The sequence below is a fragment of the Chryseobacterium sp. C3 genome, assembly GCF_014218905.1.
Classification (GTDB): domain Bacteria; phylum Bacteroidota; class Bacteroidia; order Flavobacteriales; family Weeksellaceae; genus Chryseobacterium; species Chryseobacterium mucoviscidosis.
In genome coordinates this window covers 271098-287743 of sequence record NZ_JACLCU010000002.1, presented here as the reverse complement: position 1 = coordinate 287743, position 16646 = coordinate 271098, and the positions used below count along the sequence as shown (strand labels likewise).

General features: G+C 36.4%; 16 protein-coding genes. 7 read left to right on the top strand and 9 right to left on the bottom strand.

The features are described from left to right. Window positions 1–62: 62 nt before the first annotated feature. Complete coding sequence (locus H6W53_RS05130; protein WP_185205087.1) at window positions 63–1265, top strand: MFS transporter; 1203 nt, start codon at window positions 63–65, stop codon at window positions 1263–1265. A gap of 51 nt (window positions 1266–1316) precedes the next feature. On the opposite strand, the gene H6W53_RS05125 is transcribed toward H6W53_RS05130, so the two are convergent. After that, window positions 1317–1661, bottom strand: a complete 345-nt coding sequence (locus H6W53_RS05125; RefSeq protein WP_185205086.1) for a mannan-binding lectin — start codon at window positions 1659–1661, stop codon at window positions 1317–1319. A gap of 175 nt (window positions 1662–1836) precedes the next feature. Further along, on the bottom strand, window positions 1837–2217 hold the full coding sequence (locus tag H6W53_RS05120) for an STAS/SEC14 domain-containing protein (protein WP_185205085.1): 381 nt from the start codon (window positions 2215–2217) through the stop codon (window positions 1837–1839). 111 nt (window positions 2218–2328) lie between these two features. Here H6W53_RS05120 and H6W53_RS05115 point away from each other — a divergent pair, with 111 nt between their 5' ends. Then, window positions 2329–3534 carry an NAD(P)/FAD-dependent oxidoreductase gene (locus tag H6W53_RS05115; protein WP_185205084.1) on the top strand — a complete coding sequence of 402 codons (1206 nt, stop codon included), beginning with the start codon at window positions 2329–2331 and terminating at the stop codon, window positions 3532–3534. 203 nt (window positions 3535–3737) lie between these two features. Here H6W53_RS05115 and H6W53_RS05110 read toward each other — a convergent pair whose 3' ends face one another. The 4 genes from H6W53_RS05110 to H6W53_RS05095 all read right to left on the bottom strand — a co-directional run bounded on the left by H6W53_RS05110 (window position 3738) and on the right by H6W53_RS05095 (window position 7736). Next, window positions 3738–4922: a VWA domain-containing protein gene (locus H6W53_RS05110; protein ID WP_185205083.1), complete on the bottom strand. Its 1185-nt coding sequence runs from the start codon at window positions 4920–4922 to the stop codon at window positions 3738–3740. 11 nt (window positions 4923–4933) lie between these two features. Further along, the gene (locus H6W53_RS05105) at window positions 4934–5608 is read right to left on the bottom strand and encodes an SIMPL domain-containing protein (RefSeq protein WP_185205082.1); all 675 of its coding nucleotides are present in this window, start codon (window positions 5606–5608) and stop codon (window positions 4934–4936) included. 265 nt (window positions 5609–5873) lie between these two features. Beyond that, on the bottom strand, window positions 5874–6227 hold the full coding sequence (locus tag H6W53_RS05100) for a hypothetical protein (protein WP_185205081.1): 354 nt from the start codon (window positions 6225–6227) through the stop codon (window positions 5874–5876). A gap of 123 nt (window positions 6228–6350) precedes the next feature. Next, complete coding sequence (locus H6W53_RS05095) at window positions 6351–7736, bottom strand: vWA domain-containing protein (protein WP_185205080.1); 1386 nt, start codon at window positions 7734–7736, stop codon at window positions 6351–6353. A gap of 208 nt (window positions 7737–7944) precedes the next feature. On the opposite strand from H6W53_RS05095, the gene H6W53_RS05090 reads away from it, so the two are divergent. The 4 genes from H6W53_RS05090 to H6W53_RS05075 all read left to right on the top strand — a co-directional run bounded on the left by H6W53_RS05090 (window position 7945) and on the right by H6W53_RS05075 (window position 11983). Then, window positions 7945–9648 (top strand): histidine kinase, encoded by a 1704-nt coding sequence (locus H6W53_RS05090; protein ID WP_317169726.1) that lies wholly within the window; start codon window positions 7945–7947, stop codon window positions 9646–9648. 7 nt (window positions 9649–9655) lie between these two features. Continuing rightward, window positions 9656–10372: a hypothetical protein gene (locus tag H6W53_RS05085; RefSeq protein ID WP_185205078.1), complete on the top strand. Its 717-nt coding sequence runs from the start codon at window positions 9656–9658 to the stop codon at window positions 10370–10372. A gap of 45 nt (window positions 10373–10417) precedes the next feature. After that, window positions 10418–11152 carry a LytR/AlgR family response regulator transcription factor gene (locus H6W53_RS05080; protein WP_116096214.1) on the top strand — a complete coding sequence of 245 codons (735 nt, stop codon included), beginning with the start codon at window positions 10418–10420 and terminating at the stop codon, window positions 11150–11152. Window positions 11153–11443: 291 nt separating this feature from the next. Further along, window positions 11444–11983, top strand: coding sequence for a lipocalin family protein (locus H6W53_RS05075; RefSeq protein WP_185205077.1), 540 nt, complete (start codon window positions 11444–11446; stop codon window positions 11981–11983). Window positions 11984–12041: 58 nt separating this feature from the next. Here the strand turns inward: H6W53_RS05075 and lipA are convergent, their stop codons facing one another. After that, a complete protein-coding gene (gene lipA / locus H6W53_RS05070) occupies window positions 12042–12908 on the bottom strand; it encodes a lipoyl synthase (protein WP_185205076.1) in 867 nt (288 codons plus the stop codon). Between the two features lie 107 nt (window positions 12909–13015). On the opposite strand from lipA, the gene H6W53_RS05065 reads away from it, so the two are divergent. Further along, window positions 13016–13648 carry a hypothetical protein gene (locus H6W53_RS05065; protein ID WP_185205075.1) on the top strand — a complete coding sequence of 211 codons (633 nt, stop codon included), beginning with the start codon at window positions 13016–13018 and terminating at the stop codon, window positions 13646–13648. A gap of 249 nt (window positions 13649–13897) precedes the next feature. Here the strand turns inward: H6W53_RS05065 and H6W53_RS05060 are convergent, their stop codons facing one another. Both H6W53_RS05060 and H6W53_RS05055 read right to left on the bottom strand, forming a co-directional pair. Then, a complete protein-coding gene (locus H6W53_RS05060; RefSeq protein ID WP_185205074.1) occupies window positions 13898–16411 on the bottom strand; it encodes a M1 family metallopeptidase in 2514 nt (837 codons plus the stop codon). A gap of 47 nt (window positions 16412–16458) precedes the next feature. After that, window positions 16459–16644 carry a hypothetical protein gene (locus tag H6W53_RS05055; protein WP_228457752.1) on the bottom strand — a complete coding sequence of 62 codons (186 nt, stop codon included), beginning with the start codon at window positions 16642–16644 and terminating at the stop codon, window positions 16459–16461. Between the last annotated feature and the right edge of the window lie 2 nt (window positions 16645–16646).

Here is a 16646-nt window from a genome sequence, read left to right as displayed (position 1 = left end):
TATCGATTTTTGCACTTTAAAAGAAACAATAAATTATTCAGGATCGTTAAAAGGATTTTAAAATGAAGATTGATAAAAGAATAATCCCTCTCGCAATAGGCGGTCTGGGAATCGGAACCACCGAATTTACCATTATGGGACTGCTTCCCGATATTGCAAAAAGTCTGCAGATCAGCATTCCGGAAGCGGGACATTTAATCTCGGCTTATGCTTTCGGAGTGGTTGTAGGAGCTCCGATTTTAATTGGATATTCTGTAAAATTTCCGCCAAAAAAGGTTTTGATTGTTCTGATGATGATCTTCACTCTGTTTAATGCATTATCAGCAATTGCTCCCGATTATAATACGATGATGATTATCCGTTTCCTTTCCGGACTTCCGCATGGAGCATTTTTTGGAGTGGGAACCGTAGTTGCCACGAGATTAGCAGCAAAAGGTAAAGAAGCGTTCTATATATCGCTGATGTTTACAGGACTTACGGTTGCGAATCTCGCGATGGTTCCGCTGGTAACGTATATCGGTCATGCATTTCACTGGAGATGGTATTTCGCCATTGTTGCTGTGATCGGGTTATTTGCCTTATTATTTTTAAAACTCTGGCTGCCTATGCTTGAAACCAATGAAAATACTCACTTCATGGAAGAAATGAAATTTTTGAAGAAAAAGCAGTCATGGATGGTTTTAATGATTACTGCGATTGGTTTTGGAGGATTATTTACCTGGTTTAGCTACATTACGCCTTTGATGACAATTGTTTCCGGGATTAAGGAAAATCAGATGGCATATGTGATGATTCTCGCCGGAGCCGGAATGGTTGTAGGAAATTTAGTCGGCGGATATTTGTCTGACCGATTAAGCCCCGAGAAAACCTGTGTTTTATTACTTTTTTTAATGATGAGTTCTTTAGTGGGCGTATTTTTTCTTTCAGAATATCAAACTATATCTTTAGTCCTTACCTTTGTTTGCGGCGCACTGTCGATGTCGGTTGCTGCACCCATTAATATAATGATGATGAAAGCCGCACCTAAAAGCGAGATGATGGCTGCCGCTTTTATGCAGGCCGGATTTAACTGTGCGAATGCTTTGGGAGCGTTTTTGGGAGGTATTCCTTTAGAAAATGGTTATTCTTTCAATTATCCATCTTTGGTAGGCGTTGGAATGACTTGTATAGGATTGATGATTGCATTCCGATACAAACAGTTATACAGTTCACGAAAAACGGAAGAAAAAGAAATTATAGCAGAATGTGTTTCCTGCGATCAATAAAAGAATCGGCAGTTTCCTCCGGAAACTGCCGATTTTCATAATTTGTAGTTTTTAGAATTTAAATGTGCATCCGCAAACGCTCATTTTGCCTTCTACAACAGTAGTCCATTGTCCGTTCCATGTTCCTCCGTAAGACGCACAGATGGATGGGCAAACTTCTTTAGCATCTTCGTCGCTCCAGATAGGACCTGCCAAAACATCTAAAGTATACTCGGAGTCGCCTGTAGGCTGAGTATTAAGCTCAACTTCGATAACGCTCATCTGTCCTTCCACAATGGTAGACCATTGTCCTGTAAATTTTCCTAAATGTGCGGCTGCAATACGTCCGCCTAATTTTTGTGCTTCGTCATTGCTCCAAAGTGGTCCCGCAATGATGTTGATTTTGAATGTTGACATGATTTTAGTTTTTTGTTTGTTTAACATTACAAATGTAATCACAATAATGAGAAATATTCTACGTAAAATGTACTAAATTGATAATTAAGTATTTATACTTACAGTTTAATTTTCAGATCAATAAAAAAGACTGCCTTAAAAAAGACAATCCTCCGTTGTTTTTATAATAAGCAGATTACGCTTCTACTTCATTCCCGTTTTTGCACCAGTACATTGCATTGTAAAGGTTTCCTTTCGGGAAGGATTTGAATTCTCCCGGCATCAGTACGCTGAAGATTTCAGTGAAATTCTGTACATGCTGATTATCCGTTAGAATTGCAGCCCTGTTCCATTTTGTTAGATTTTTTAGTCCTAAAAGTACATCTTCTAACCATGCACCGGCTGTAAAATTATCCAGATCTGTGTCAAGATACATCAAATAATTCAGTTCTCCAAATTGCTCAATCTTTGCTTTTACACGAGGAAAAACAAGATTTTCAAAATCCTCTTTCGTCACTTCTCCTGTTGCGTTGAATGCTGCAACATTTTCCGGAGCCTCTGGAATAATTGTTATCATATTATTATTTTTAATGTGGTTTGATTAAACGGTGAAAACAAATATTAAACCAATATTAATTTTAGATGAATAAAAGGCGCAATTATTGTTTATACAGAGAAAAACAGTACTATGGATCTTAAATCTAACGAACCTTTCTGGCTTTTGAAAAACGGATTAATTTCTTCCTATCCTTCTTTAAAATCCAATGAAGAATGTGATGTGCTGATTATTGGAGGCGGCATTACAGGAAGTTTAGCAGCCCACCAAATGATGACTGAAGGATATAAAACAATTCTTATTGATCAACGCGAACTCTGTAACGGAAGTACTTCAGCAACTACTTCCATGCTTCAGTATGAAATAGATGTTCCTCTTTTCGAACTTATTGAAAAGATAGGAAAAAAGGGAGCTGTAGCAAGTTATAAGGCATGTTCGGATTCTATTGATAAGCTTGAAAAGTTAGCCGGTGAAATTAAGTCAGATTCAGGATTTAAAAGAAAAAAATCTCTGTATTATGCTTCCAAGAAAAAGGATGTTGCATGGCTGAAGAAAGAATTTAACGCAAGGAAAGATGCAGGCTTCAAAGTAAAATGGCTTGAAAGTGATGAGGTTTCAAAACAGTTCGGATTTGAAAATACATATGGCGGAATTCTATCTGAACAGGGAGCAAGTATTGATGCTTTTAAGTTTGCACATGAATTATTTAAGGTAAATGTAAAGAAAGGGTTACAAATTTTCGACAAAACAGAAATGACAGATGTTGAGTATTTTAAAGGATATAATTTAATTACAGTGGATTCCGGTTTTCAGATCAGGGCTAAAAAAATAATATACTGCATCGGCTATGAAAGTAAAAATCTTATCAAAGAACATTTTGTGAATTTAAAAAGTACTTACGCCATTGTTTCGGAAATTGATTCAAAAAAATTTAAAAATATCACCAATACGCTGGTCTGGAATACCGATGAGCCTTATATGTATATGCGGACAACGGATGACGGAAGAATGCTGATCGGAGGAGGTGACGAAGATTTTTATGATGCTAAAAAACGGGATTCGCTTTTAGATAAGAAAGAGAAGGAGATTTTAAAAACGTTGAAGAAAATAAAACCCGATTATCATTTTTACACAGATTTTGTCTGGGCAGGAACTTTTGGAGAGACCAAGGACGGATTGCCTTATATCGGGGAACATCAGGATTTTAAAAATTCTTATTTTATACTGGGTTTCGGAGGAAACGGAATTACGTTTTCGGTTACCGGAATGGAAATGGTTTCTCAATTTATGAAAGGTAAAAAGCATCTGCTTTCAAAGTATTTTAAATTTGGGAGATGATTTCTGAAGTTTTCATGAATTCGGCGGAGGCTTCGCCTCCGCCGAATTCATGAAAAATCCGCGGCAAAAATTGCCGCGGATCACCACACTCAAAATATTTGTTGTCGGAACTTTGAAAACAACATTTCTTCTTCATTCAACTTTAATGGTTATTAGTTTTTAATCACTTCTGATATTTAAATTTAATTTCTGCTGATAATGAGTTACAGGCTATAACCATTTTTCTTTGCCAGTTCCAGAACAGACTTTTCAATCGCCTTTCCCAAATCATCGGCTTCAGAATTTCCTCGTTTTTTCATTTCGGCATCAATGAAATCCTGTCTCTTTTTAGACAATACTTCAATTTCTTTCTGAATTTTTTCTCTTTCGGCAGATTTTTCGGCAACCGCTTTTTTAATTTCCTCTTTGCTTTTGCCTTTCAATTCGGCAGGAAGTTCTTCAGCTTTCACACCGGACATAAAATTTACGTCTTTTTCAGCGCGGTCTACCAAATCCCAATGATCGTTTTTATAGGCATTTTTCTTGGATTTTGCGACCGTTCTTTCCACGGCGTTGGAAACCGACTGCACTTCGGCATTTTTGTCCTGAAGCATCTGTTTGTTTTTAAATTCCGAACCGTGACTTCCGTAATAAATGTAGGTGTCATTCAGTTTGGTGTTGCATTCTGAAATTCTGACATCGTAAGGTGTTTCTATATAAATCACTTTCTGGTCGCTGTCGATATTGAAATACTTTCCTTCGCCCAGAGAAGCTCCGTTTTGCCAGAAAGTCCGGATTCCTTCATCACGGCTTCCGCAGAAAATTGTGTTGGTGTAAATATTCTTTCTCTTCGCTGTCGGAATGACTTCTTTATAACTGATTCTTCCCTGATCGAAAGGCTCGTTGCCCGCAATATAGATCAGCTTCATGCTTTGGTTATTCTCATCCCATTTCAGATTCATCGAGGCATCACGGATCACGGCTCCGCAATATTCACTTCCGCCGTTGGTTCTCAAAGCAAACAGTTTTTCCGAAACCAGATCCAGATCCTGCGTTAAAGGAGTTACCTGCCGGATGTAATTTTCATCTCTGAGACCATCATTTCCGTATTCATACAAAGCAATTTCCACTTGGGGCGCTTTTCCGTTGTATTTTAACGTCGTTAAAGTATTCACGATGTTCCAGAGTCTGGATTTTGCCTGATCGATCAGTCCGTCCATGCTGTTGGAAGTGTCGAGAAGCAATGCCACCTGAATTTTATTTTCTTTAATCTTTATTTCTGAAGGTTTATCGACATTCTGAACCACTGTTCTCTGAACTGCCGGTTCTTTATATTCAAATTTTGAGTTTTGTACCCCGAATAAAGCGGCGGTTCCGGCTGCTAATGTTAAAATTTTAAAAGCTGTCATGATTTTGTGTTTTAAAGGATTTCGTATTTTGTTTTAATGCTGTATTTCAGCTTGATATTATCAATATTTTCAAAAGAATAATCTACATTAGAATCTGCTGCTTCAAGCTGGATATTGGATACTTTTGCTCTGAAGTTCATCGGCATGATCATATCACTGGTATAGTCTTCAATTTCTACTATCTCAAGCGGAGTTCCTGTTCTTTTGCCCATACTTTCCAGAAGATAGTCTGCTTTTTCTTTGGCTGCTTTCAGCGCATTGATTTTTACGGTTTTTCTGAAATCTGTAATTTTTGTATTTTTAATTTCTGAAATATTGATGCTGTTGACCCACTTTTGGTTCAGGCTTTCAAAAAGATTTCCCATATCCGTCTTTTTTGTTACCTTAAACTGAAAATCTTTCGTGAAAAGTTTGGTTTTGGAATAAATATTCTGGTACATCGATTTGAATTTGATGTCTTCGTTTTTTACGCCGTTGCTTTTCAGGATTTCAAAAAGCTGTTTCTCATTGTCTGCCAATTGATTTTTGTTGTCTCCTTTAATTCCGATATTGAAAATAATTTCATCCGGCTCTACTTCCATTTCTGCAATTCCGGTTACTTCAATAAAGTTTTTCTTTGTTTCCTGTGCGTTGATCATACCTCCTATCAGAAATAATCCGATCAGTAAAAAATGTTTCAGTTTCATAATTTTCTTTTTTTAATTTTAAACTTCTAGAGTAAAATTATGCCGATTTCAAAGTGAAAATCGGGAGACTTGGTGAAATGAAGGTTTGGCTTGGTGAAATCAAAAAAAAATTGGAAATGATGATTATTTTAATGCAATGTTCGCAAAGATTTTCATTAAAATTATTGTGAATATTCTGCGTTCGCAACCGCACTTCGTTCAGCAAATGACAGCTGAAACTATTGTTTTGTGATGAATATAAAAAAACAGTCCTGAAAAGAACTGTTTATCTGTTGGTGAGAATAATTGATTTTCCGCTTGGCGTGATGAGTTTTTTCACCTCAGAAAAAAGTGTGGTGCGGATGATGAGCTCATCATCATTTTCTGAAATGGTGTAGGTTTCGGAAGTTGCAAACGTATCGTCGATATCATGTTCAAAAAGTTTGGTAGAACCGGACTGATCTACCGAGTAAAAATCTACTTTGTAATCATTAAGTCCGGTCTGATAAAATTTGTAAACAATTTTTTCATTGAGATCGCTGGAAATGATCTTGGTTTCAATGAAATTGTTTTGTTCAAGAAACGAACAACTCTGCAAGAACAATACAGGTAAAAGAAAAAAGTAAAACTGTTTTTTCATAGTCATGTTTGGTTTTAGCAAAGGTATGTATTGCTAAATGGTTGATTGTTAACAGAATTTCAATTTTCATATTACAATTTTTTCATATAAGAGCTGATAAAGAATTGAGATTGCCCAAAAGATCTAATAATAGGATCTTGTATTCTTTTCGGATGAATATTTTAAGGCGATATTATAAATTCTCTTCAGATCTTCGTCGTTTTTATCGCAGAAAGACTGATAATAACTGATGATGTTTTGCATGGATTTTTTGCTATTTCCCATATTGGTTTGTGAAAAATCTTTTGCTGCTTTTTTGAGTGCTGTCGTCATTTTAGCAATCTGAAAATTTTTCTTTAATTCTTGTTGAGTTGTTTCCGTCATTTCATCATATTCTTTTTTTGAAGAAATATTTTTCACTTCATCATTCTTTTCATAAACCAAAGAAGCCGTAACTGAAGAATTTTCTAATTCATTTTTCTCAACTTCCATCAGGAAAATCTGGGTTTGTCCGCAATCTAAATTTTCAAGTTCTACTTCTATTTGATGATCAGAAATATATTTTGGCTGATAACCGTAAAATGTTTTAATGTTCATTCCTTCAGGAAGATTGATCGTTAGTTTCGGCTTTTTTCCAATATTGTATAAAAGGCTTTCCAATTCATCTTTAAACGTCTTTTGAATATCTTCTTCAGCATCTCCGATAAAATAATTGGATCCTCTTCCGTAAGTGGCGATTCTCCGTAACAGATCAAAATCCAGTTGTTGCCCGACTCCGATGGTACTGATGTCTATTCCTTTATCGTTAAATTCTTTCGACTGTTTCAGAATTGTTTCAGGATCGGTAATTCCGGAATTTGTCATTCCGTCGGTAAGAAGAATTACTTTGCTGTTGTAGTCTTTGGTATTGTGTTTTTGTGCTTCCGAATAGCCCATCATCATTCCTGAATGAATATTGGTGGAACCCGAAGGATAAATACTTTCAATAATTGCATCTAAATTTCCGGCAACATCTTTTATTTTTGATGATTTTAAAACAAGATTCGCAGTATCATCAAATTTTACAATGGAAATGAGATCTTCGGGTTTCAATCCTTTTACAAAAACTTTCAGTGCCGTTTTTACTTTTTCAAGCTTTCCGCCACCCATAGATCCGCTGTTGTCGATAACCAGAGAAACATTTACTTTGTTTGAGTTTTCTCTAGCCGATACATTTTGCGTTGCAAGACCGATTTGCAGTAAAAAATTTTCGTCCGAATTCAGAATTGTATTGTCATAATCAATGCTTAAAGCCACTTCATTTTTCTTTGGAATTTTAATCTGATGTTTGTGGTAATTCATAAAATCTTCTACAATAATCGTGTTTTCATTAAGAAATCCACTTTCATTTGCGCTGGAAAGACCGTTGCTCACCGTATGGGAAACAGAGCCTGAAGAAACTCCTAACTGCGCTTTTGAGATATTGAAAAGAAATGTTGAAGAGAAAAGGTAAACTAATGTACTTCTGTTTAGAAAAGATAAATTTTTCATGATGATTAAATTTGAATTATGCCACAAACTTAGCCTCATAAATCCCGCAGAAAATACGAAACTTGGTGAATGAAGAATTTCACTTGGTGAATAATTTTTTGCACATTATATATATGTATATCTTTGTTTTATGAAAATGTGCCATCTTTTCGCCATCTTTTGTTTATTCATCTTTGGGAATATTTTTTATGCTCAAAGCAACAAAACTGTGGAAGATATTCAGTTTCAGACGAAGAAACTGAAGAAAGCGGTCGATACAAAAGACGAATCTTCACAGGCAGATTCTTACTACAACATCGGAGAATCGTTTTTCAACAACGGGAACTTTCAGAAAAGTGAAGAATATTACACCAAAGCAAAAAATATCTACGAAAAATTAAACGACAAACCAAATATTGAAAAGGCAAGCCGAAAACTGGCACAGTCTCAGGAAAAGCAGAATAAAATTTCTCCGGCAATCAGCAATTACAACAGAGCAGCAGAAGTAAGTTATTCTAAAAGCCGTGCCTTGAATTCCAATGACGTGACGAGACTTTCCGTCAATTCTGCGGAAGCTAAAGAAGAAGCCATTCAGAACAATATTCAGCTTAACGAGAAGGAAAAAGACAAAGGAGGCGAACTGGCTGCGAATTACACGCAGATGGCGGATATTAATATTCAGCAGAATGACATTCCAAAAGCGGAGGTAAATCTTACGAATGCCTATAAAATTTCTAAAAAAGAAGCACCGCAACAGGCATTGGAAATCAACCAGAAATTGACGGATTTTTACGTTGAAAATAAAAATTTCGACAAAGCGATTGAAGCAAAAAAGACCGTTTTAAAAGAAGATTTCGTTAAAGAAAATTCAAAAAAGCAGGTGGAACAGATTCAGGAGCTTGCCGATATTTACATCAAAAAAAACGATCCGAAAGAAGCCATCGATCTTTTAAAAAAATCATACGGAATCGCGCTTGAAAAAGGTCATACACTGGAAGCGCAAAAAAGCGTAAAAAAGCTCGACAGTTTGTATAACGTTTCTGAAAATACGGATGCTTCAGTAAAATTATATCGTGATTTTCTCGGAAAACTGCCGGATCTGGTTTCAAAAGACAAAAGTCTGGTCGACGAAAAGATTCTGGAGGATACCGAACAGCGAATTGCCCAACTGGAAAAGGAAAAACAACTGAAAGATGAACTCATCCGCAAGAAAAATGTTTTCAACTACAGTTTGATTTTTGCATTGATTGTTTTAATTGGATTGATAATTTTCATTTTCAGAACCCTTAAAAAAGTGCAAATCAAGAATAAAAAAATCGCTTTGCAGTCGCTGCGCCGCGAGATGAATCCGCATTTTATTTTTAACAGCTTAAATTCTGTAAATCATTTTATCGCGACCAACAACGAACTGGAAGCCAACCAATATTTAACTAAATTTTCTAAATTAATGCGCGGCGTGATGGAAAATTCCACTGAAGATTTCATTCCTTTTCAGCAGGAGCTGGATCTGTTGCAGAATTATCTGGCTTTGGAAAAAACACGTTTTGCCGATAAATTTGATTATGAAATTCATGTAGATGAAAGTTTAAACACGCAAAGTCTCAAAGTTCCGGGAATGCTGGTTCAGCCATTTTTAGAAAACGCAATATGGCATGGTTTACGTTACAGAACAACCAAAGGATTTTTGAACCTCAGCTTTGAAAAAGAAAACGAGCAGCTCAAAATAACCGTAGAAGACAACGGAATCGGGATTGAGGAAAGCAAAAAACAGAAAACCGAGCATCAGAAAGCCAGAAAAGGGCGTGGAATGAAAAACACTCTTGAAAGAATCGATTTGTTAAACGATCTGTATAAAAAAGAGATTTCATGCACGGTGAAAGATAAAGAAAACAATTCCGGTGTTTTGGTCATTTTAAAATTAAATGTATTGTAATAAGCCAATGAAGAGAAAAATTTTAGCCTTTGTATTTTTAATTTCATCTTTCATGATGTTCGGACAGGAAATCAATTCTGCCCGTTTTGAAACTATTGTTAAAGCACTGAAAATAAACAGATCACAGATCAGAACAGAGTTTTACACGGAAAAGAAAATGCCGAATGAGAAAGATTCTTACATCGTTGTATTGCCTATTTTCGATGGGCAGGAAGATGAAGGAATGTACACTGTAAGAAATTATATCCTGATTACTGACGAAAAAGGCAATATTAAAAATAAGTATTACGATCCCGAAGAAATTACATCCGATGCAGTCGGATTAAGCGGAATAACAATTGATACAGGTTTATATACAGTAAGTAAAGACATCCGTGCTTTCGGAATCAGAGTCAGCTTCAGAGGACAAAGCCAACCGAATCCTTATTCAACAGAAGAGCTTTCTCTTTTTTACAGGGAAAACGGAAGCCTGAAAAAAATTCTTAATAGGTACGAAATTTATTCTTACAGCGGAGAATGGGACACAAGATGTGCAGGAAAGTTTCATGAGACCACTTCCACAATAGATCTCGACAAAAAAACAACCGCTAATTTTACAGATCTTATCATCAAGACACAAAATATAAGCAGGAGAACACAACTGATAAAGGGCGATTGCAAAGACTTTGAAACCTCAAAAACAACCTACAAAACTTTAAAATTCTCTAACAGAAAATATCAATAATCTTTCCCGCAACCTAAAAATCTGCCACCTAAAAACCTAAAAAGTATGAAAATAAAAGCCGTAATTGTAGACGATGAATTGATTGCAAGAGATGTTCTGAGGAATTATCTTACAAAATACTGTCCGCAAGTTGAAATTTTGGGTGAAGCCGAAAATATAAAAGAAGCCGTTCCGTTGATTGCCGAGAAACAGCCGCAACTGGTTTTTCTGGACGTTGAAATGCCTTTCGGAAATGCTTTTGATGTCCTGGAAGCGACCAAAGAATTTTCCTACGAAACGATTTTTATCACGGCATTTTCACAATATTCTTTACAGGCTCTTAATAAATCGGCAAGTTATTATATTTTAAAACCAATTGACATTCAGGAGCTTATTTTAGCGGTTAATAAAGTGGCAGAAAGTCTGGAAAGCAAAGAAGAACTCAACCGTAACAAAATCCTCCTCGAAAATTTAAAGTTAAAGCCAGAAAAACAACAGTTGATTCTCCCGACTTTACAAGGCTTTGATGTGGTGAAAACAGAAGACATTGTAAGACTTCAGGCAGATGGAAATTTCACGCAGGTGTATCTTACCGATGGTTCTAAAAAAATGGTATGCCGTTTTTTAAAGCATTTCGATGACCTGCTGGAAAATCCTTTTGTGAGGGTTCACCGTTCACACATCATCAACACAGGCTTTGTAAAATCTTACCACAAAAGCGGAACCGTAACCCTTTCCGACCATACCGAAATTGAAGTTTCCGGAAGTTTCAAAGACAATTTTCTGAAAGTTTTTTCCTGATTTTTTGGGCAGCTTAAAACTTCGTTTGTAAACTTCGATAAAAGCCTTCACTTTTCTATCATTATGCCTTCCGCTCCCGCTTTTTTGTTTCACAAAAAGAGCTCCGCTCAAGTCGGGCTGTAAAGATTCAACATTAAAAGAAAAGTATTCAGATAAAATTGAAGATCTCATTTTTTATGATCTTAGTTAAGTGAAATCGAAGAATTGCGCTTAAAAAATTAAAGTCATCCCTTAAACTTTCAGGCATCATTTTTGAACTTTTCATAATCACTAAAAAAAATATTTTTTATTATGAAGACTTTTCAGAAAATAGCCATCCCTGTTTCTTTGGGTATTTTGGGACTACTTATTCTCAATTCATGTTCCGTAGGAATTCCTAAAGGAGCAACGGCTGTGCAGAATTTTAATGCGGATAAATATTTGGGAACATGGTATGAAATAGCCCGTTTCGATTACAAATTCGAGAAAAACATGGATAATGTAACGGCAACCTACTCTAAAAATCCAAACGGAACGATAAAAGTAGATAACAAAGGCTACAACTACGTTAAAAAAGAGTGGAAGGAATCCATTGGTGAAGCACGATTCGTTGGAAAAGAAACGGAAGCACGCCTTAAAGTTTCTTTTTTTAAGCCGATCTGGGCAGGATATAATGTGGTAGATATCGACGATAATTATCAGTACGCTTTGGTCATGGGAAACAATCTTGAATATCTGTGGATCCTCTCCCGAACAAAAGAAATCCCTGAAAGCATCCGCCAGAGATTTTTAGAAAAAGCAAAAAACGTAGGTTATAATACCGATAAACTAATTTGGGTTAAGCATAATTAATCTGAATTAAAATATCAGACAAAATAAAAATCGCTCCGAAAACAGAGCGATTTTTATTTTAATGAATATGTTTTTCTGCGTGATAAGAACTTCTTACCAAAGGTGAACTTTCAACATGTCTGAATCCTAAACTTCTTGCAAAACCCCCGAATTCATCAAATTCTTCAGGAGTAATGAATTTCTTTACAGGAAGGTGTTTTTTTGTCGGCTGCAAATACTGTCCTAAAGTAATTACGTCCACATTTGCGTTTCTGATGTCTTCAATTGTCTGGAAAACCTCATCTTTCGTTTCTCCCAAACCAAGCATTACGCCTGTTTTTGTTCTTCTCTGTCCTGCTTCTTTTAAATATCTTAAAACCTCAAGACTTCTTTCGTATTTTGCCTGAATTCTCACTTCTCTTGTCAGACGTTTTACCGTTTCCATGTTGTGAGAAATTACTTCCGGAGCTACATCCACCAACCGGTCGATGTGTTTTGTGATCCCCTGGAAATCCGGAATTAAAGTTTCCATCGTGGTTTCCGGAGAAATTCTTCTTACTGCATTTACGGTTTCCGCCCAAAGAATAGATCCCATATCTTTCAGATCATCGCGGTCTACAGACGTTAAAACAGCGTGTTTGATCTTCATTAATTTGATGGAACGTGCCACTTTTTCAGGTTCGTCCCAGTTTACATCCATCGGTTTTCCGGTTTTCACCCCGCAAAATCCGCAGCTTCGGGTACAGATATTTCCTAAAATCATGAAAGTAGCTGTTCCTTCTCCCCAACATTCGCCCATATTCGGACAGCTTCCGCTCTGGCAAATGGTATTTAATTTATATTTATCAACCAAAGTTCTCAGTTCTCGGTAGTTTTTTCCGGTAGGAAGTTTTACACGAATCCATTTTGGTTTCTGAACGGTAGTATCCTGAACTAAATTCTCCATTTATTTCTCAAATTGAGGTTCAAAGTTAGTGATTTTTTTATCGAAACAATCAAAGACAGGCATTGATGAAACATATAATTCAGTAATTTTAAACTATAAAATATCTTATGAAAAACACATTCCGCATTCTAGCCCTTATTTTCAGCACATTCTGTTTTGCGCAGAAGGAATTTCAGCCAAAAAATTCAAAGATCAACGAAACTGTTGAAGGTGATCTCGACGGAGATAAAATTCCTGAAAAAGTAATGGTTTATGATATTCCGACCAACGGTGATTCCGGAGACGTGCGCGAAATTCAGATTCTGAAGAAGGTAAATAATAAATGGACTATTTTGGAAAAATCCCGAAAAGCAATTCTGGGCAGTAAAGACGGTGGAATAATGGGCGATCCGTATCAGGGAACCGAAATAAAAAACGGAATTCTGGAAATTAGCCATTACGGCGGAAGCAGCTGGAAATGGGGCGGTACAGACAAGTACAGATTTCAGAACGGTCATTTCGAGTTAATCGGCTTTTTCTCTGAAAGCGGAAAACCTGAAGAATATTGGACAACGGTAGACTTTAATCTTTCCACAGGAAAGATTGTTTACGAAAAGGAGGTTGCCAACAAAAAAGAATACGGAAATTCGAAGAAAGAAATCTTCATTAAAAAAGGAATGAAAATCAATCTGCAAAACAGAAATCAGGAAAAAAGAAGAGAAATTCTGCTGCCTAGAACAAAGGAAAAGATTTATATCTGATAATATTAAAGTAAAAAAGCACCTCTTTGCAGAAGTGCTTTTTTAATAAACTTGTTTAAACTTTTTTACCGCAAAAGATTTAAACACTTTAGTTTCTTAAGTTTCATACTTAAATGAAAAAAGAGCACATAAAAGATTTTTTTTCTTTGCAGACTTTTGAAATACTTTACATAAATCCAATAAAGTCTTTTGTCTCTTTTGAGGTTAAATTTAAAGCTAGTTAAACAACTTCAATATAATTTTCAAAGGTTATTTAAAATCTTCAATGGATTTATTGATCGCATCGATTTGCTTATTGATGCTTGCTGCATTTTGAGGATTCTGTTTCAGAAGTTCCATTTTTTTGGCAAGACCGTCTTTCAGCATTTGGGAGATCATCATTTTCGCCTGAGGATTGTTCCCGATCTGTCCTTTTGCCTGATTCAGCATTTTGGTGATGCTTTCTGTCGCTTTCAGATTATCAGAACTCATAATCCAGTTGTATCCTTCTTCCGCACTTTTGCCCAGTTCAGGATTCTGGAATTTAATGAAGGGATAAAATGCGGCTACCTGTGCAATATTCGACATCTGTAAGGTCACCTTATTCTTAACGATCACCGGTAAAAGTTTAGACAACAAATTTTCAGGAGCGCCTTCCAGATCAATTTTATCTGCTAAAGCACTTGCTTTTGCGGGATCTATTTCAACAATAGCGCTCACCGAGCTTCCTTTTACAGCGTTTGAAACGGCATTTACTCCTTTTTCGAAAACCGGAAGGTATTTTTTATCTTTTGTTTTTGCCAGAGCCGAAATCGCTGCAGCCTGTACTAAAGTTTTAGGATCATTGGAAGCTAATTTTTCTACTTCTGCTCCCATAGCTTTAAATTGCTCAGGATTTGATAAATCCATTAACTGCAAAGCTTTTATTCTCGTTCTGAAGAACGGATCTTTAAGAGCTGCTGCCAATAATTTTGTAGCTGCCGGATTTTTTCCCACCTGATCTTTAATTCCGCTTACTGCAAGATATCTGCTTTTAAATTCTTTTGATCCCGCATACTGCATCGCATATTGCTCCGGTGTTTTGGTATCCGTAATGTCTGCCACCAAAATTCCGTCGGCATTAATATTTACCAGATCTGCATTTTTAGAAACATCGAAATTAAAGGTGTTTTTGGCTTCTGCATTTACCCATACATTGTATCTTTTCGGCTTTCCGTTATCGTAAACATCGATTGCCAGAGGAAACTGGAAAGGCTGTTCCTGTGTCTGCTCTATGGTTACGGCAACCTGTTTTTTAACCGGCTCGAAAGTATAAGAATATTTAATTTTCGGATGTCCGCTTCCGAAATACCATTGGTTGAAGAACCAGTTCAGATCTCTTCCCGAAACTTTTTCGAAAGATAATCTTAATTGATGTGCTTCTCCGTTTTGATATTCGTAGGTCTTCAGATAATCGTTCATTCCTGCAAAGAAAGCATCGTCTCCTAAATAGTTTCTCAGCATATGAAGAATTCCCCCGCCTTTCTGATAGGTTACCAAATCAAAAACATCTTCACGGGAATCGTAATCGAATCTTACCAAATCTTTTTTGAAATCCGCAGGATTATGGATGTAGTTGTTTACATCTTTCATCTGGTGATAATCTGCCTGATCTTTTCCGTATTTGTATTCGTTCCAGAGATATTCGGAATAATTGGCGAAAGATTCGTTTACCGTAAGATTGCTCCAGCTTTCTGCCGTTACGAGATCCCCGAACCATTGGTGAAACAATTCGTGGGCAATGGTATCTTCCCATGTATTTTCGTCAATTAACTGTCCCGGTTTCTGCAAAATATCGCTTCCGTGTAACGTTGCCGTAGTATTTTCCATTGCTCCGCTTACATAATCTCTTCCGGAAATCTGAGCGTATTTAGACCACGGGAAATCGTAGCCTAATTTTTTAGAGAAAAACTCGATCATTTCTGGTGTGTTTCCGTAGATCTGCTTTGCATACGGTTCGTATTCTTTCTCGATATAATAATCTACCGCAATATTTTTCCATTTATCCTTTACAATAGCGTACTCTCCCACTCCCATGAAGAAAAGATAGGTGGAATGTCTTTTATCCATCACCCAATGATCGGTTCTTAAACCGTTTGCTTCTTTTTGAGAATCTTTCAGCAATCCGTTGGAAAGGGTTACGTATTTATCAGGAACCGTCATGTAAATTTCCTGCGTTGTTTTCTGGTTGGATTTATCGATGGTCGGGAACCAGGCTGAAGAAGATTCCGTTTCACCCTGCGTCCAGATTTGTGTTGGCTTATCCGTATCCGTTCCTTGTGCATTAATGAAATACAGACCTTTTGCATCACTGATTGCTGCACTTCCCTCCTGTTTTACTTCATTCGGACGTGCTGTATATTTGATGTAAACTGTGTAATCCTGATTTTTCTGATAGGTTTTGTCTAAAGTAATTTTTAAAACATCATCCTTATAATCATACTTTAAAGGAGATTTTTTTCCATTGATATCCAAAGCGACTTCATGGATCAGCATTCCTTTTGCATCAAGCGTCAGTTCGTTGGTCGGATAGAAAAAAGGAGCGGCTGTAAGCCATTCTTCCCCGTTCATCTGTTCTTTCTGATAATCGAAATTTACTTTTAGCTTCGTGTGTTTCAGCTCCGTTACTTTGGTATGAGTGGCTCTGTATACTTTTTCTCTTCCCGAAGTTTCGGTTTGTGCTGCTGCATTTGCGGAAAATAAAATTCCACCCAGTAAAGCAATCGATAAAATGGCTTTTTTCATTATTTCTTTCTTAAATTATTTTTTAGTTAAAATATCAAAAATATCGTTTACCAATGTTTCGTATCTCCTTTTTGGAACTGTTCTTTGGTTTTGGCAAAAGCTTTTTTCAGCTCGCTTTCCGGATTTTCGTCGTCGATAATCTCTATTGATTCTATGCCTTTCATCTGAAGAATTGCATTTTTCAGTGCTTCAAGATCGGCAGTTTCTTCGGTATTTATTTTTAAATATTTCATTG

Coding starts and splice junctions, on each gene's coding strand:
- lipA (WP_185205076.1), bottom strand. CDS start 12,908: ATGGAGAATTTAGTTCAGGATACTACCGTTCAGAAACCAAAATGGATT.
- H6W53_RS05125 (WP_185205086.1), bottom strand. CDS start 1,661: ATGTCAACATTCAAAATCAACATCATTGCGGGACCACTTTGGAGCAAT.
- H6W53_RS05115 (WP_185205084.1), top strand. CDS start 2,329: ATGGATCTTAAATCTAACGAACCTTTCTGGCTTTTGAAAAACGGATTA.
- H6W53_RS05095 (WP_185205080.1), bottom strand. CDS start 7,736: ATGAAAAATTTATCTTTTCTAAACAGAAGTACATTAGTTTACCTTTTC.
- H6W53_RS05075 (WP_185205077.1), top strand. CDS start 11,444: ATGAAGACTTTTCAGAAAATAGCCATCCCTGTTTCTTTGGGTATTTTG.
- H6W53_RS05065 (WP_185205075.1), top strand. CDS start 13,016: ATGAAAAACACATTCCGCATTCTAGCCCTTATTTTCAGCACATTCTGT.
- H6W53_RS05085 (WP_185205078.1), top strand. CDS start 9,656: ATGAAGAGAAAAATTTTAGCCTTTGTATTTTTAATTTCATCTTTCATG.
- H6W53_RS05110 (WP_185205083.1), bottom strand. CDS start 4,922: ATGACAGCTTTTAAAATTTTAACATTAGCAGCCGGAACCGCCGCTTTA.
- H6W53_RS05080 (WP_116096214.1), top strand. CDS start 10,418: ATGAAAATAAAAGCCGTAATTGTAGACGATGAATTGATTGCAAGAGAT.
- H6W53_RS05105 (WP_185205082.1), bottom strand. CDS start 5,608: ATGAAACTGAAACATTTTTTACTGATCGGATTATTTCTGATAGGAGGT.
- H6W53_RS05130 (WP_185205087.1), top strand. CDS start 63: ATGAAGATTGATAAAAGAATAATCCCTCTCGCAATAGGCGGTCTGGGA.
- H6W53_RS05100 (WP_185205081.1), bottom strand. CDS start 6,227: ATGAAAAAACAGTTTTACTTTTTTCTTTTACCTGTATTGTTCTTGCAG.
- H6W53_RS05060 (WP_185205074.1), bottom strand. CDS start 16,411: ATGAAAAAAGCCATTTTATCGATTGCTTTACTGGGTGGAATTTTATTT.
- H6W53_RS05120 (WP_185205085.1), bottom strand. CDS start 2,217: ATGATAACAATTATTCCAGAGGCTCCGGAAAATGTTGCAGCATTCAAC.
- H6W53_RS05055 (WP_228457752.1), bottom strand. CDS start 16,644: ATGAAATATTTAAAAATAAATACCGAAGAAACTGCCGATCTTGAAGCA.